Below are 14,512 nucleotides of genomic sequence, written 5' to 3' on the forward strand. Positions count from 1 at the left end.
GCCCCGGGCCACCGCGACGCAGCCGCGGCGGGGCACCACGACGCACGTGAAGAGTGAGCCACAGCACACCTGCCGTATCGTTGAGGCGGTCCGCCAGGGAGCGGACCTCGGGCGAGCAGTGATCGGAAGGGCAGTGCGCAGGGATCGGACAGGGAGCGGCCGGTGAGCGCCGACGACTCGGGCGCCACCCCGCGCGAGGTGGCGACCGAGGACGACGCCGTACGCGACGTCCCGGAGGGCGAGCCGCCGGAGGCGGGCGGCGAGGGTGAGGAGGGCGAGGAGAACAGCATCGCGCTCCGCCTCGAACAGCTCATCCTCGGCGCCGACCGCCGCTACACGCCGTTCCAGGCGGCCCGCAGCGCCGGTGTCTCCATGGACCTCGCGGCCCGCTTCTGGCGGGCCATGGGCTTCGCCGACATCGGCCAGGTCAAGGCGCTCACCGAGGCCGACGTGCTGGCGCTGCGGCGGCTCGCCGGTCTCGTCGAGGCCGGCCTGCTGAGCGAGGCGATGGCCGTGCAGGTCGCCCGCTCCACGGGCCAGACCACCGCCCGTCTCGCCGACTGGCAGATCGACTCCTTCCTGGAGGGCCTCACCGAGCCCCAGGACTCCGGCCTGACCCGTACGGAAATCACCTATCCGCTGGTCGAGCTGCTGCTGCCGGAGCTGGAGGAGTTCCTGGTCTACGTCTGGCGCCGCCAGCTCGCGGCCGCCACCGGCCGGGTCGTACGGGCCCAGGACGACGCCGAGATGGTCGACCGCCGGCTCGCCGTCGGCTTCGCCGACCTGGTCGGATTCACCCGGCTGACCCGCCGCCTGGAGGAGGAGGAACTGGGCGAGCTGGTCGAGGCGTTCGAGACCACCTGCTCCGACCTGGTCGCCGCGCACGGCGGCCGGCTCATCAAGACCCTCGGTGACGAGGTCCTCTTCTCCGCCGACGACGCCGGGATCGCCGCCGAGATCGGCCTGCGGCTGATCGAGACGATGACGAACGACGAGACGATGCCCGAGCTGCGGGTCGGCATCGCCTTCGGCACCGTCACGACCCGGATGGGCGATGTGTTCGGCACGACCGTGAACCTGGCCAGCCGGCTGACGTCGATAGCGCCGAAGGACACCGTGCTGGTGGACGAGGCGTTCGCCGAGGAGCTGGGCCGGATCGGTGACGCGCCGGTCTCCGAGGCGGAGGCCGCGGCCGCGGAGAAGGCCGCCGAGGAGGGCACCGGCGCCGCACCGCCGTCGTACCGCTTCGCGCTCCAGCCGATGTGGCAGCGGCCGGTGCGCGGGCTCGGCGTCGTGGAGCCGTGGCTGCTGACCCGGCGCGGCTGACCGCCGGCACCGGCTGACGGGGCGCCATCCGGGTGTCCCGGAGGCGCCAACCCCGGCGCCCGTCCACGGAGCGTCGCCCCGTACCCCTGTCCCGCCCGGCCCTCACCTGGCATGATCCGTCCCGTCGCACAGGTCAACGCTCGTTAACAGGACGCCAGGAGGGCTTCATGCAGCGGTTCGGCGAGGACGGATGGGTCGGCATCGAGCGCCACGGCTTCGTGGCGGAGCTGGTCATGGACCGCCCCAAGGCCATGAACGCGGTCTCCACGGCCATGGCCGACGCCCTCGCGGGCGCCTGCGCCGAGCTGGCCGCGGACCACTCCGTACGGGCGGTGGTGCTCACCTCCACCCATGAGCGGGCGTTCTGCGTCGGCGCCGACCTCAAGGAGCGCAACTCCTTCACCGACGCGGACCTGATGCGGCAGCGCCCGCACACCCGCGCCGCCTACACGGGCGTACTGGAGCTGCCGGTGCCCACCGTCGCCGCGGTGCACGGCTTCGCGCTCGGCGGCGGCTTCGAGCTGGCGCTGGCCTGCGACCTGATCGTGGCGGACCCGACGGCGGTGGTCGGCCTGCCGGAGGTGTCGGTGGGCGTCATCCCCGGTGGCGGGGGCACCCAGCTGCTGCCGCGCCGGGTGGGGGCGGCGCGCGCCGCCGAGCTGGTGTTCACCGCCCGGCGGGTGCCGGCGCCCGAGGCGGCGGAGCTGGGCCTGGTCGACCGGCTGGCCGAAGAGGGGCAGGACCGGGCCGAGGCGCTGGAGCTGGCGGCCCGGATCGCCCGCAACTCACCGGTCGGGCTGCGTGCCGCGAAGCGGGCGATGAGGCTGGGTCACGGCCTGGATCTGCGGGCCGGCCTGGAGGTCGAGGACGGCGCCTGGCGCAGCGTGGCCTTCTCCGGTGACCGCGCCGAGGGTGTGGCGGCGTTCAACGAGAAGCGGGACCCGCAGTGGCCGGGGGAGTGACGGCGGGCGCCGGTCACGCTCCGCGACCGGTGCCGTCCGCGACCGGGATCCGGCCCGTTACCAGCCAGGACGCGGATAACGCCCCGGTGTCATTCCCACGCTGAAAGGGGCGAAAGGGGTTAAACATTCCTACGCTGTAGTACGGAGCGTGCTCACGGTGACGGAATGTGAGGATCCGGTGACGGGCGAGGGCGATGCGAGGCTGCGGGCAGTCGTGGAACTGGCGCAGGCGATGGCGGCCGCGCACACCCCGCGCGAATCGGCGCACGCCGCGGCGCAGGGCGTGCGCCAGGCCCTGGGCGGCTCCTTCGCGGCGATCTCGAAGTGGGAGCGCGAACTGGGCAAGCTGCGGGTGCTGGTCAACGTCGGTGAACTCGCCGAGGGCGAGGAGGAGTTCCCGGAGGACGAGAGCTACCCCGTCCACGAGTTCCCGGAGATCGTCGGCTTCCTGCACGAGCAGTGGGCCGGCGGCGGCGAGCCCAGCGCCTGGGTGGAGACCGCCGAGACGGACCCGGTGCCGCACGGGCCCGGCGACGGCGGCCCGTACAACCATCAGCGGGTGGCCGCGCTGCGCCGCCGCGGCCGGGGCTGCTGCGTCGTCGCGCCGATCGTGCTGCACGGCCGGGCGTGGGGTGAGCTGTACGTCGCCCGGCGCACCGGCGAGCCGGTCTTCGACCGGGCGGACGCCGACTTCGCGAGCGTGCTCGCCGCCGTCACGGCCGCCGGGATCGCCCAGACCGAGCGGCTGGCGGAGGCCCGCCGGCTGGCCTTCACCGACGCGCTGACCGGCCTCGCCAACCGGCGCGCCGTCGACATGCGGCTGGACGAGGCGCTGGAGCTGCACCGGGGCGGCGACGTGGTGGTCAGCCTGGTGGTGTGCGACCTCAACGGGCTGAAGCGGGTCAACGACTCCCGCGGCCACGCGGTGGGGGACCGGCTGCTGGAGCGGTTCGGTTCGGTGCTGTCGCTGTGCGGCGCGATGCTGCCCGGCACGCTCGCCGCCCGGCTCGGCGGCGACGAGTTCTGCCTGCTGGCGGTGGGGCCGCCGGCCGACGAGGTGGTCAAGGTGGCCGGTGAACTGTGCGAACGCGCCGGGGAGTTGGACCTCGGCGAGGGCGTCGCGGTGGGGGTCGCCTCGACCGGCGACCCGATCGGCCCGGTACGCAGCGGCCGCCGGCTCTTCCGGCTCGCGGACGCCGCCCAGTACAAGGCGAAGGCGGCCGGCTCGGGCGAGCCGGTGGTGGCCGGCCGGCACGGCGGCAAGGACGATCCGGTCGTCCGGCTCGCGGACGCGCCCGACCGGCGGCCGGGGCCGGAACGCCGGCGCTTCCGGAGGTGAGGCGACTGGGGTTGCGTGGCCGCCGGTCCGGGGTGCTCACTGCCGGTAAGGGGTGCTCCCGAAATCCGGTGGTGACATCCGGCGATTCAGTCTCTAGGGTGCCTGAATATGGATATGCACACTGTGGTGCTGGGGACGTCCGGCACGACCGCACAGGACGTCATCGCGGTGGCCCGCGGCGCGGCCCGGATCGAGCTGTCCGAGGAAGCCCTCGCGGCCGTCACCGCCTCGCGCGCCTTCATCGACGAACTCGCCGCCAAGCCCGACCCCGTCTACGGCGTCTCCACCGGCTTCGGTGCCCTCGCCGTCCGCCACATCAGTCCCGAGCTGCGGGTCCAGCTCCAGCGCAACATCGTGCGCTCGCACGCGGCCGGCATGGGCCCGCGGGTCGAGCGCGAGGTCGTCCGCGCGCTGATGTTCCTGCGGCTCAAGACCCTCGCCTCCGGGCACACCGGCGTCCGCCCGCTCGTCGTCGAGACCATGGCCGCCATACTCAACGCCGGCATCACGCCGGTGGTGCACGAGTACGGCTCGCTCGGCTGCTCCGGCGACCTCGCACCGCTCTCGCACTGTGCGCTGACGCTGATGGGCGAGGGCGACGCGGAGGGCCCCGACGGCGTCGTACGGCCGGCCGGCGAACTGCTCGCGGCGCACGGCATCGAGCCCGTCGAGCTGCGCGAGAAGGAGGGCCTGGCCCTCCTCAACGGGACCGACGGCATGCTCGGCATGCTCGTGATGGCCTGCGCCGACCTCGCCCGGCTGTTCACCTCGGCGGACATCACCGCGGCGCTCTCCCTGGAGGCGCTGCTCGGCACCGACAAGGTCCTCGCGCCCGAGCTGCACGCCATCCGCCCGCACCCCGGGCAGGCCGCCTCGGCCGCCAACATGCTGAAGGTGCTGGAGGATTCCGGCTTCACCGGCCACCACCAGGACGACGCCCCGCGCGTCCAGGACGCCTACTCCATCCGCTGCGCCCCGCAGGTCGCCGGCGCCGGCCGGGACACCCTGGCGCACGCCCGGCTGGTCGCCGAGCGCGAGCTGGCGTCGGCGGTCGACAACCCCGTCGTCCTGCCGGACGGCCGGGTGGAGTCCAACGGCAACTTCCACGGTGCGCCCGTCGCCTACGTGCTGGACTTCCTCGCCATCGCCGCGGCCGACCTGGGCTCGATCGCCGAGCGCCGCACCGACCGCCTGCTCGACAAGAACCGTTCGCACGGCCTGCCGGCCTTCCTGGCCGGCGACCCGGGCGTCGACTCCGGCCTGATGATCGCCCAGTACACCCAGGCGGCGCTGGTCAGCGAGCTGAAGCGGCTGGCCGCACCGGCCTCGGTGGACTCCATCCCGTCCTCCGCGATGCAGGAGGACCACGTCTCGATGGGCTGGTCCGCGGCGCGCAAGCTGCGTACCGCGATCGACAACCTCACCCGGGTCGTCGCCGTGGAGCTCTACGCCGCGACCCGCGCCGTCGAGATGCGCGAGGGCCTGACCCCGGCACCCGCCACCCGCGCGGTGCTCGACGCGGTCCGCGCGGCGGGCGTGCAGGGCCCGGGCGGGGACCGCTTCCTGGCCCCGGACCTGGAGAGCGCCTACGCGTTCGTGCGGAGCGGGAAGCTGGTGGCGGCCGTGGAGGCGGTCACCGGAGAACTGGCGTAGCGGCCTCGCGGGGGCCCGGGCGGAGCGTCCGGGCGCCCCGCCGGCGGGCGGGTCAGGCGCTCCCGTCGCGGGTGCGGCGCACCGAGTAGCTGACCAGCCCGGCGCCGAGCGCGAGGCTGGCGGCACCGCCGATCACGTACGGGGTGGTGTCCGGGCTGCCGGTGTCGGCGAGGTGGTGCGGCGCGACGGCGGAGCCGGCGGCCTGCGGGCCGCGGGCCGGGCCGCTCCCGTCGCCGGCGGCGCTGCCGGTGTGCGCGCCGTCGGCCGCCGGGTCGGTCCCGGTGGCGTCGGTGAGACCGGACCCGGCCGGGGCGGCGGCCGCCCGCAGGCCGGAGTGTGTCGCCCCGTCAGCTTCCGCGGTCGCATTGGCGGAGGGCACGAACCACAGGGCGAGCAGCACCGATCCCGCGGCTGCGGCGGTCAGTAGTGGTCGACGTGCGGTCACGGCAGCGATCCTCCTTGTGGGTCCGGCGAATTGGCCGTTGAGCGCAGATGTTAGTGACCGCCGCGGGTCGCGGGGAAGTCAGGACCCGACCATGCCTAACCTCCGTGCTATGAGCAATGGTGAGACATCACGTTTTGTGCGCCTTCATGTGGAACTGATCATGGAGGTCACCGACACCGGCCGGCTGACCGGCGCCGCCCTGGAGCACATCGACCGCGACTCCTCACTCCCGGACGAGGAGCGCAGACAGTCGCAGGAGACCGCGAAGGAGGACCCGGCGGAGGCGCTGGCCCAGCTGATCGACCCGTTCGACCTCGTCACCGCCGTACCGGGTGTCGAGCTCGCGCAGGCATCCTGGAGCAGTGAGGAGCTGACCGACTACGACCCGGACGCCGAGTGGGACGCGGCGGAGTGGGACCTGGCGGACGACGCGGACGGGGAGGGCTGACACCGGCCCCGCGCCCGCCCACCGGACACGGCCCCCGTACGGCATCCCCGCCGTGCGGGGGCCGGGTGCGTTCCGGGGCGCGGGCCGGTGCGCGGGGCGGTGGGGACGATCATGGGCATAGGTGTCCTATCCCACACTTTTCATAGGAATGGAACGGGCGAAACGGAAAAGGCGTTCAATTGGGCGTCGGCCGGAATGCCAGCGTCCGGATATGCCTGCGTTCAGTTGGCAGATCGCTCGGGGATGTTTTGCGAACTCGGTAGCAATGGAGATGCGTGTGATGACGGACAGCAAGCGCCGCAAGGGCCTCATAGCCAGCGCCGCGCTGCTCGGGGGCGTACTCACGCTGGCGGCGTGCGGCGGCAGCAGTGCGGCGGACGGCGGCAGCGGCGGCAGTGGCGGCAGTGGCGCTGACGGCATCCGGCACGAGAACACCCAGCAGGTCGACGAGGCGGCCGCCAAGGACGCCTCGGACGCCAGAATCACCATCTCCCCCGAGGACGGCGCCGCGGGCGCGGGCATCAACAGCGACGCCAAGGTCACGGTCAGTGGCGGGAAACTCACCGACGTCACCATGACCTCCGTGGAGACCAAGCAGCCTGTCGACGGCACGCTGTCCGCCGACGGCACCTCCTGGACGCCGAACCAGCCGCTGCACCGTGCGACGAAGTACAAGGTCACCGCGCACGCCGTGGACCCGCAGGGCCGCAAGGCGGTGGAGAACTCCAGCTTCACCACGGTCTCCCCGGCGAACAGCTTCATCGGGAACTTCACGCCGGAGGACGGCTCGACCGTCGGCGTCGGCATGCCGGTGTCGATCAACTTCGACAAGCCGGTCAGGAACAAGGCCGCCGTGGAATCCGCGATCAAGGTGTCGGCCAGCAGTAACCAGCAGGTCGTCGGCCACTGGTTCAGCGACACCCGGCTGGACTTCCGGCCCCAGAACTACTGGAAGCCGAACTCCGACGTCACGATGAAGCTCGGCCTCGACGGCGTCCAGGCGTCGCCGGGCGTCTCCGGCATCCAGAACAAGACCGTCAGCTTCCACGTCGGCCACTCGCAGATCAGCACCGTCGACACCAAGTCCCACCGGATGACCGTGGTGCGCGACGGCCGGGTCGTCAAGACCATCCCGATCTCCGCCGGCAGCGACGAGCACCCGACCTACAACGGTGCGATGGTCATCTCCGAGCGGTTCAAGCAGACCCGGATGAACGGCTCGACCGTCGGCTTCAAGAAGAAGGACGGCAAGGGCGAGTACGACATCCCCGACGTCCCGCACGCCCAGCGGCTGACGTCCTCCGGCACCTTCATCCACGGCAACTACTGGGGCAAGGGCATCTTCGGCCACGCCAACACCAGCCACGGCTGCATCGGCCTGGAGGACGTCAAGGGCGCCGACAACGCCAAGACGAACGGCGCCTGGTTCTTCGACCACTCGCAGACCGGTGACGTCGTCAAGGTGATCAACTCCCCCGACCACACCGTCACGCCCGACAACGGCCTCAACGGCTGGAACATGAGCTGGTCGCAGTGGGTCGCGGGCAGCGCCGCCGGCTGACGCCCGGCGGCCCGCCCCGCGGGGCGCGACTCGTAGAGTGACCCGGTGAGCGAGCGGGGAAAGAAGCAGCGCGGCGGGGCGTCGCCGTCGGCGGCCAACGAGCTGGTCGGGCGGGTGCTCGGCAGCGTCCGCTACGCGCCGGACGGCGAGCCGGCCGAGGACGCCATAGAGGCGGGCGCCTCGATGCTGGCAGCGGCCGAGCCCGGCTGGGAGGCCGTGAGCGCGGCACTGGTCGCCGCCGCCGTGGCGGCCGTCCGGCAGTGCTGGGCGGGCGGCTGGCAACCCGCCGACCTGGAGCGGATCGTACGGCGCGACGCGCCCCACCCGGCGCGCACCGCACTGGTCGTCGACGCCATCGCCGCCGAGGCGGCCCGGCCCTCGGGGCGGCGGACCACGCACGGCGCCCGCTGGGACGGGCAGCTGCGGCAGATCGGCGCCGAGGTCTGGTGGGAGTCCGACCGCGGATACCTCGACGCGCTCGCCCGGCGCCGCCGCACCTCCCGCTTCGAGACCGTCTACGACCTGCTGGCGGCGCTGCGCACGCTCGCGCGGCTGCCCCGCATCTCCCCCCTCCCGGACCCGCCCGCGGCCGGCACCACGAGCGGCGGAACGCCCCGGGACCGGGACCGCACCGCCGCCGCCTCCCGCGCGCTCGGCCGGATCCGCGGCCTGCTCGCCAAGGCCGAGGCCACCGACTTCCCCGAGGAGGCGGAGGCACTGTCCGCCAAGGCGCAGGAGCTGATGGCGCGGCACAGCATCGACGAGGCGCTGCTCGACAGCGCGGCCGGCTCCGCGGACGGCGCGGGCGGCCCGTCGGCCCTCCGCATCGGCATCGAGGGACCGTACGAGCAGGCCAAGGCGCTGCTCCTGGACGCGGTCGCGACGGCCAACCGCTGCCGGGCCGTCTGGGCCGCCGACGTCGGCTTCTCGACCCTCGTCGGCTTCCCGCCGGACCTGGAGGCGGCCGAACTGCTCTACACCTCGCTGCTCCTCCAGGCCACCACCGCGATGAACCGGGCCGGCGACCAGCACCATGCCCGTGGCCGCTCCCGCCGCACCCGCGACTTCCGCCAGACCTTCCTCGTCGGCTACGCGGACCGCATCCGCGACCGGCTGACGGCGGCCACCGAGGCCGCCACCGCCGCGGCCGGCGCCGAGTCCGCCGGCACCGCCCCGGACCTCCTCCCGGTCCTCGCCGCCCGCGAACTCGCCGTCGAGGAGACCACCGGCACCCTCTTCCCCGACACCGCCCCGGTCCGCCTGCGCGGCGTCCACGACGCGGCCGGCTGGCACCAGGGCAGGGCCGCCGCGGACCGCGCGCAACTCGACGGAGGGTGAGCCGGCCGGCGGGGTGGCGGTAGGGGCGCCGCGCTCAGCTCAGCAGACCGCGCTCCAGCGCCGTGAGCACCGCCGCGGTCCGGTCCGCCACGCCGAGCTTCCGGAACGCGCGCAGCAGATGCGTCTTCACCGTGGCCTCACCGATGAACAGCTCCCGGCCGATCTCGGCGTTGCTCAGCCCCTGACCGACCAGCCGCAGCACCTCGCACTCCCGGCCGGACAGCAGCGGCGCCACCTCCGTCCGCGCCCGGACCAGCTTTCCGGCCAGCGACGGCGTCAGCACCGTCTCGCCCCGCGCCGCGGCGTGCACCGCCTCGACCAGCTGCGCCCGTGAGGTCCCCTTGAGCAGATAGCCGGCCGCGCCCGCCTCCACCGCGCGCAGGATGTCGCCGTCGTCCTCGTACGTGGTGACGATGACCACCCTGCTGCGCGGCGAACGCCGCAGGATGTGGCCGGTCGCCGCGACCCCGTCCATCCCGCCCATCCGCAGATCGAGCAGCACGACGTCCGGCGCCAGCCGCTCCGCCTGCGTCACCGCCTCCTCGCCGGAGCCCGCCTGCCCGGCGATCTCGATACCCGGGTCGGAGGCGAGCATCGCGCACAGCCCCTCCCGTACGACGGGGTGGTCGTCGGCCAGCAGCACCCTGACCGCAGCCGTCCGCTCAAGCGTCATCGTCCGCCCCCGCTCCCGCGGCCACGCCGCGCACCGGCACCGGCAGGTGCACCTCCACGACGGTGCCCTCACCCGGCCTGCTGACCACTGTCATCACCCCGCCGCACTCCGCGACCCGCGCCCGCAGCCCGGCCAACCCGAACCCGCCCGCCGAACTGCCGTCCGCCGCGTCCACCGCGTCATCCCCTGCCTCCCCGGGCGCGAAGCCCCCGCCGTCGTCCCTGACGACGAGGCCGACCCGCCCCGCGCCGTACCGCAGCGTCACCTCCACCCGCCCGGCGGCGGCGTGCTTGCGTACATTCGCCAGCGACTCCTGCGCCGCACGCAGCAGGACGACGCCCACCTGCATCGGCAGCGGCCCTTCCGCGCCCTCCACGGCGAACCGCACCGGCACCCCGGTCTGCGCGGTCAGGCCCTCCGCCTGCCGTCGTACGGCCCGGGCCGGCGAACTCTGCTCCAACGGCGCCGGCGCCCGCCCGGCCACGAAGGCGCGCGCCTCGGCCAGCGAGTCCCTGGCCACCCGTCCCGCCAGCGCGAGGTGCCGGCGGGAGCCGTCGAGCCCGGGCGCGTCCGCCACCTCCGCCTCGGCGGCCTGCACCAGCCCGATGATGCTGGTCAGGCTCTGGGCGAGGGTGTCATGGATCTCCCGTGCCAGCCGCTCCCGTTCGGCGGCGATCCCCGCCTGGTGCGACAGCCGGGCCACCTGGGCGCGATTGCGCTGCAACTCCTCGATCAGCTCGGCGTGTTCCCGGTTCTGCCGCACCACGCGCTTGATCCACAGTCCGAGCAGCGCCGACAGCGCGACGCCGAGCAGCGAGGCGAGCACCGCGGCCGGCGGAGGCGGGTCGCCGGCGTCCGGCCGCAGCCACCACGCCACCGGCGGCAGGAGGTTGACGAGTACGGCGACCACCACGGCGGGCCGGGCCGGCAGGCTCATCATCAGCATCGGGACCACGCCGAACAGGGCGAACGAGCCCGTCAGGTCGGCGCACGCGACCAGCGCGAAGACCCCGACCAGCCCGGCGCAGAAGACCACGTTGCGCCGCCCGCCGCCCCCGCGCCCGGTCAGCAAGGGCCGGCCGAGGGCCGCGTACCAGACGGCGGCCACGGTCAGCCCGCCGATGGCGAGGACACGACGACCCTGCGGCGCGCCGGACGTGAACACCAGCGCCGTGGTGACCAGATGACACACCACGAAGTAGCCGTCCCACAGGCCGAGCCACCGCACCCGCGCCCGCGGCCCGCGCTCCGCCTCAACCGCCACCGCTCACACTCTCCCCGCACCGGGTGTCCACCGGCCGGTGGACACCGCGTCAACCGACCGGTCGTACCGTCCCCGCGCCCCGCCGCCATACCGTCGAAGACAGCCGCGGGAAGCACCAGGCAACCCCAACGGCCTTGCGGGAAGCGCCCGCTGACCTGCACTCACCAGCCCGGGCACGAGTCCCACTGCCCCACCCACCGCCATCAGAAGGCCCTGTTCCCGATGTTCTCGATGAGTCCCTTCCTGACCGCACTCCTTGCCAGCGGAACGATCCTGATCATTATCCTCGCCACCGACTTGGGCGTACGCCGGGTCACCACGATGCGCATGCTGCGTTCCGTGGCAGCCGTCGCCGTCGTCATCGGGCTCTTCGTGCACTCCCTCCCGACGTCCGGTAACGCCCCGTCCTTCCAGCTCATCGGCGTCGGGGTCGGCGTCATCTGCGGTCTCGTCGCGGGCGCCCTCCTCCCCGCCCACCGGGGCGCGGACGGCCGCGTCCACACCACCGGTGGCGCCGGCTACGCGGCCCTGTGGCTCGTCCTCTCCAGCGCCCGCGTCCTGTTCGCCTACGGCTCCGAGCACTGGTTCGCCGCGGACCTGATCCGCTTCAGCATCGACAACCGGCTGAGCGGCCCCGACGTCTACGCCAACGCCTTCGTCTTCATGTCCCTCGCCATGGTCCTCACCCGCACCGCCGTCCTCCTCACCAAGAGCCGCCGCCTCCGGCGGACGGCCCCCGCGACGGAACCTGCGCCCCGGCACTCGGCGACCGTGTGACGCGCGGCCGGTAACCGGCCGGGGGGAGCGCGGCCAGTGACGCCGTCACGGCCGCGCTCCCCGCCCTCATCAGGCCGGCTCCGGCACCCGGGCGGCGCCGCGGAACACCTGCGCCGTGTGCCACGCGATGCGCTCGGCGGCGACCCGGTCACTCCCGCTCTGCGGCCCGAGGAGGCCCTGGCCGCTGAGCCCGAGGACCTGACTGCGCGCGGCGCCGCCGCGCCCGACGAACTCCCGCGACACCGTGATGTTCCGGTCGGCGTCCAGCCCCAGCACACCCCTGTCGAACAGCTTGTGGTGCAGGGAGCACAGACACAGGCAGTTGGCGAGGTCGTCCGGCCCCTGGAACGCCCACCACTGGACGTGCGCCGCCTCCAGCCCGACCGGCACCCGGCCGAGCGCCCCGTCGAAACCGCAGAAGGCGCAGCGGTACTCGTACGCCACGAGCACGTCCCGGCGCAGCTCGACCGCGCGCCGCCGCCGGTCGCGCACGGTCCCCGCCGGGAGCGGGGCCGCGCCGGCGTCCTCCAGACCGAGCCCGACCGAGGCGGCGATGTCCGGATGGATCGACGGCGGGAAGTGGACGTCCAGCAGCAGCTGCGTCAGCCGCCCCAGCAGCGCCGGATCCGCCACCAGCGCGGCCCGCAGCCCCGGCGCCAACTGCCCCCGCGCCCCGCTCTCCCGCAGCGCCTGCACCCCCGACCCGGGACTGCCGGCGCCGGTGTCCGTCCGCACCTCCCACACCCCGTCACTGACCAGATGATGGAAGGGGTACGACGGCGACGTGGGATGCGTGGGCCCGTAGTCCTGCAACAGCTCCCGCAGGTCCCGCTCGACGTCCGAGTACCGCATCTCCCCGTCGGGGCTCCGCCGGAACCGCCCCAGCGCGTACAGCAGCAACAACGGCTTGTGCGGCGCCCGCGCCCCGTTCCGCGCCCACTGCCGCAGATTCCCCACCCGCTCCATCCAGTCCATGGCCAAGGACTGTAGGGGGCAACAGGACGGGCGAGGAGGGAAGTTGGGGCATGGGCCCGGCAGGGCGGGGGAAGTGGGCGGGGGGGAGTGGGCGGGCCTCTCCGGCGTCAGCCGGCGTCGGAGCCGGAGGTGACGTCGGACGGGGCGACGTCGGAGGTGGTGCCGCCGGCCCGCCGGTCGCGCCGCTGCTTGAGATGGCCTGCCGCCGCCAGCGCCGCCACCACGACGGCCGTACCGGCGAGCTGCTGACGGCCCTCCGCATGGGCGGCCATGACGGCGAAGATCCCGAGGATGGCCGCGAACGCGACCCAGGTCAGAACGGGGAAGCCCCACATCCGCACCGAGAGCAGCTCGGGTGCCTCACGCTCCAGGCGGCGGCGCATCCTCAGCTGGGTGAGGCAGACCAGCGACCAGACGACCAGCACCGAGCAGCCGGCGATGTTCAGCAGCCAGGCGAACACGGTGGTCGGCCAGACGATCCCGGCGATCACGGCCGCGAAGCCGAACGCACACGACGCCAGCACCGCCGCCGCCGGCACGCCCCTGGTGACCCGGCCCAGCAAACGCGGGCCGAGGCCCCGGTTCACCAGGGAGTACGCCATCCGCGACGAGCCGTAGATGTTGGCGTTCATCGCCGAGAGCAGCGCCACCAGCACCACGATTTGCATGATCGTGCCGGCCGCCGGAATGCCGAGGTGGTCCAGCACGGTGACGTACGGGCCGTCCGTGGCGACCTTCGGGTCGTTCCACGGCACCAGGGTGACGACCACGGCCATGGACCCGATGTAGAAGACGGCGATGCGCCAGACCGCGGTACGGACGGCCCGGGCCACGTTCTGGCTCGGACGGTCGGATTCCGCCGCGGCGATGGTGACGGTCTCCAGGCCGGCGAACCCGGAAATGGTGGTCAGCAGCCCGGCGGCGAGCCCGCCGGCACCGGTCGGGAAGAAGCCGCCGTGACCGGTGAGATGACTCGTGCCGGGTGCCCTGCCGAAGACGCCGAGAATGCCGAGCACACCCAGCACCAGGAAGGCGACGATCGTGGTGACCTTGATGGCGGCGAACCAGAACTCGAACTCGCCGAAATTCTTGACCGCGGTCAGATTGCTTGCGCAGAAGAACACCATGAAGACCGCCACCCAGCCGTAGGCGGGAAGGAACGGCACCCAGGTGTGCATGATCGTGCCCGCCGCGGTGGCCTCGGCGGCCACACCCGCACAGAGCATCAGCCAGTACATCCAGCCCGAGGTGGCACCGGCCCAGGAGCCGATCTCCTCCTCGGCGTGCACCGAGAACGACCCCGTGGAGGGCCGCGCCGCGGACATCTCCCCGAGCATCCGCATGATCAGCATGACCAGCGCGCCGGCCCCCACGAAGAGCAGGACGATGGCCGGCCCGGCCGCGGCGATACCCACCCCGGAACCCACGAAGAGCCCGGCGCCGATGACCCCGCCGAGCGCGATCATCGACAGATGACGCTGCTTGAGACCGTGCGACAACACGGCCCCGCCCTCCTGCACGGCCTGCGGGGTGCCCTGTGGTGACTGGGTTGATGTCCGACTCATGGTCGTGCCTGTTCCATCGATCGAGACGTACGTTGAACCTCAGGAGTCTGAACGCCGCCCGAACCCGTACGCCGTGAACGCCCGCTATGCGGACACTCCCCTCACACCCGGTAAAGACACAGACACACCCCCAATCCCCCCCCGCCCCCGCCACCCCCATGCACCCGCCCACCCCCGCTCGTACAC

The 14,512-nt window shown here is 73.4% G+C and carries 13 protein-coding genes; 8 read left to right on the top strand and 5 right to left on the bottom strand.

Annotated features, from left to right (window positions below; genetic code table 11):
- Positions 1-162: 162 nt before the first annotated feature.
- The 4 genes from OO62_RS23785 (at position 163) to hutH (ending at position 5,280) form a co-directional block, all read left to right on the top strand.
- Positions 163-1,326 carry an adenylate/guanylate cyclase domain-containing protein gene (locus OO62_RS23785; RefSeq protein ID WP_051733547.1) on the top strand — a complete coding sequence of 388 codons (1,164 nt, stop codon included), beginning with the start codon at positions 163-165 and terminating at the stop codon, positions 1,324-1,326.
- 167 nt (positions 1,327-1,493) lie between these two features.
- Positions 1,494-2,288 carry an enoyl-CoA hydratase/isomerase family protein gene (locus tag OO62_RS23790; protein ID WP_033269594.1) on the top strand — a complete coding sequence of 265 codons (795 nt, stop codon included), beginning with the start codon at positions 1,494-1,496 and terminating at the stop codon, positions 2,286-2,288.
- Positions 2,289-2,520: 232 nt separating this feature from the next.
- Complete coding sequence (locus OO62_RS23795; RefSeq protein WP_051733554.1) at positions 2,521-3,627, top strand: GGDEF domain-containing protein; 1,107 nt, start codon at positions 2,521-2,523, stop codon at positions 3,625-3,627.
- A 108-nt stretch (positions 3,628-3,735) separates the two neighbouring features.
- Positions 3,736-5,280 carry a histidine ammonia-lyase gene (gene hutH, locus OO62_RS23800; protein ID WP_077193339.1) on the top strand — a complete coding sequence of 515 codons (1,545 nt, stop codon included), beginning with the start codon at positions 3,736-3,738 and terminating at the stop codon, positions 5,278-5,280.
- A gap of 52 nt (positions 5,281-5,332) precedes the next feature.
- Here hutH and OO62_RS23805 read toward each other — a convergent pair whose 3' ends face one another.
- Complete coding sequence (locus tag OO62_RS23805) at positions 5,333-5,725, bottom strand: hypothetical protein (RefSeq protein WP_033269597.1); 393 nt, start codon at positions 5,723-5,725, stop codon at positions 5,333-5,335.
- 109 nt (positions 5,726-5,834) lie between these two features.
- Between OO62_RS23805 and OO62_RS23810 the strand changes: the two genes are divergently transcribed.
- The 3 genes from OO62_RS23810 (at position 5,835) to OO62_RS23820 (ending at position 9,072) form a co-directional block, all read left to right on the top strand.
- Positions 5,835-6,173 carry a hypothetical protein gene (locus OO62_RS23810; RefSeq protein ID WP_033269598.1) on the top strand — a complete coding sequence of 113 codons (339 nt, stop codon included), beginning with the start codon at positions 5,835-5,837 and terminating at the stop codon, positions 6,171-6,173.
- Positions 6,174-6,453: 280 nt separating this feature from the next.
- The gene (locus OO62_RS23815) at positions 6,454-7,734 is read left to right on the top strand and encodes a L,D-transpeptidase (protein ID WP_033269599.1); all 1,281 of its coding nucleotides are present in this window, start codon (positions 6,454-6,456) and stop codon (positions 7,732-7,734) included.
- A gap of 45 nt (positions 7,735-7,779) precedes the next feature.
- Positions 7,780-9,072 (top strand): DUF2786 domain-containing protein, encoded by a 1,293-nt coding sequence (locus OO62_RS23820; RefSeq protein ID WP_228332520.1) that lies wholly within the window; start codon positions 7,780-7,782, stop codon positions 9,070-9,072.
- A gap of 34 nt (positions 9,073-9,106) precedes the next feature.
- On the opposite strand, the gene OO62_RS23825 is transcribed toward OO62_RS23820, so the two are convergent.
- Positions 9,107-9,745, bottom strand: coding sequence for a response regulator (locus OO62_RS23825; protein WP_033269600.1), 639 nt, complete (start codon positions 9,743-9,745; stop codon positions 9,107-9,109).
- Positions 9,735-11,009, bottom strand: a complete 1,275-nt coding sequence (locus OO62_RS23830; protein WP_051733548.1) for a sensor histidine kinase — start codon at positions 11,007-11,009, stop codon at positions 9,735-9,737. Before OO62_RS23830 ends, OO62_RS23825 begins: the two co-directional genes overlap by 11 nt.
- A gap of 231 nt (positions 11,010-11,240) precedes the next feature.
- On the opposite strand from OO62_RS23830, the gene OO62_RS23835 reads away from it, so the two are divergent.
- The gene (locus OO62_RS23835; protein WP_228332521.1) at positions 11,241-11,786 is read left to right on the top strand and encodes a hypothetical protein; all 546 of its coding nucleotides are present in this window, start codon (positions 11,241-11,243) and stop codon (positions 11,784-11,786) included.
- A 69-nt stretch (positions 11,787-11,855) separates the two neighbouring features.
- On the opposite strand, the gene OO62_RS23840 is transcribed toward OO62_RS23835, so the two are convergent.
- Positions 11,856-12,761: a phosphorothioated DNA-binding restriction endonuclease gene (locus OO62_RS23840; protein WP_033269602.1), complete on the bottom strand. Its 906-nt coding sequence runs from the start codon at positions 12,759-12,761 to the stop codon at positions 11,856-11,858.
- 107 nt (positions 12,762-12,868) lie between these two features.
- Positions 12,869-14,326: an amino acid permease gene (locus OO62_RS23845; RefSeq protein WP_051733549.1), complete on the bottom strand. Its 1,458-nt coding sequence runs from the start codon at positions 14,324-14,326 to the stop codon at positions 12,869-12,871.
- Positions 14,327-14,512 lie beyond the last annotated feature (186 nt).

The sequence above is a fragment of the Streptomyces lydicus genome, from assembly GCF_000717345.1.
GTDB lineage: Bacteria > Actinomycetota > Actinomycetes > Streptomycetales > Streptomycetaceae > Streptomyces > Streptomyces lydicus.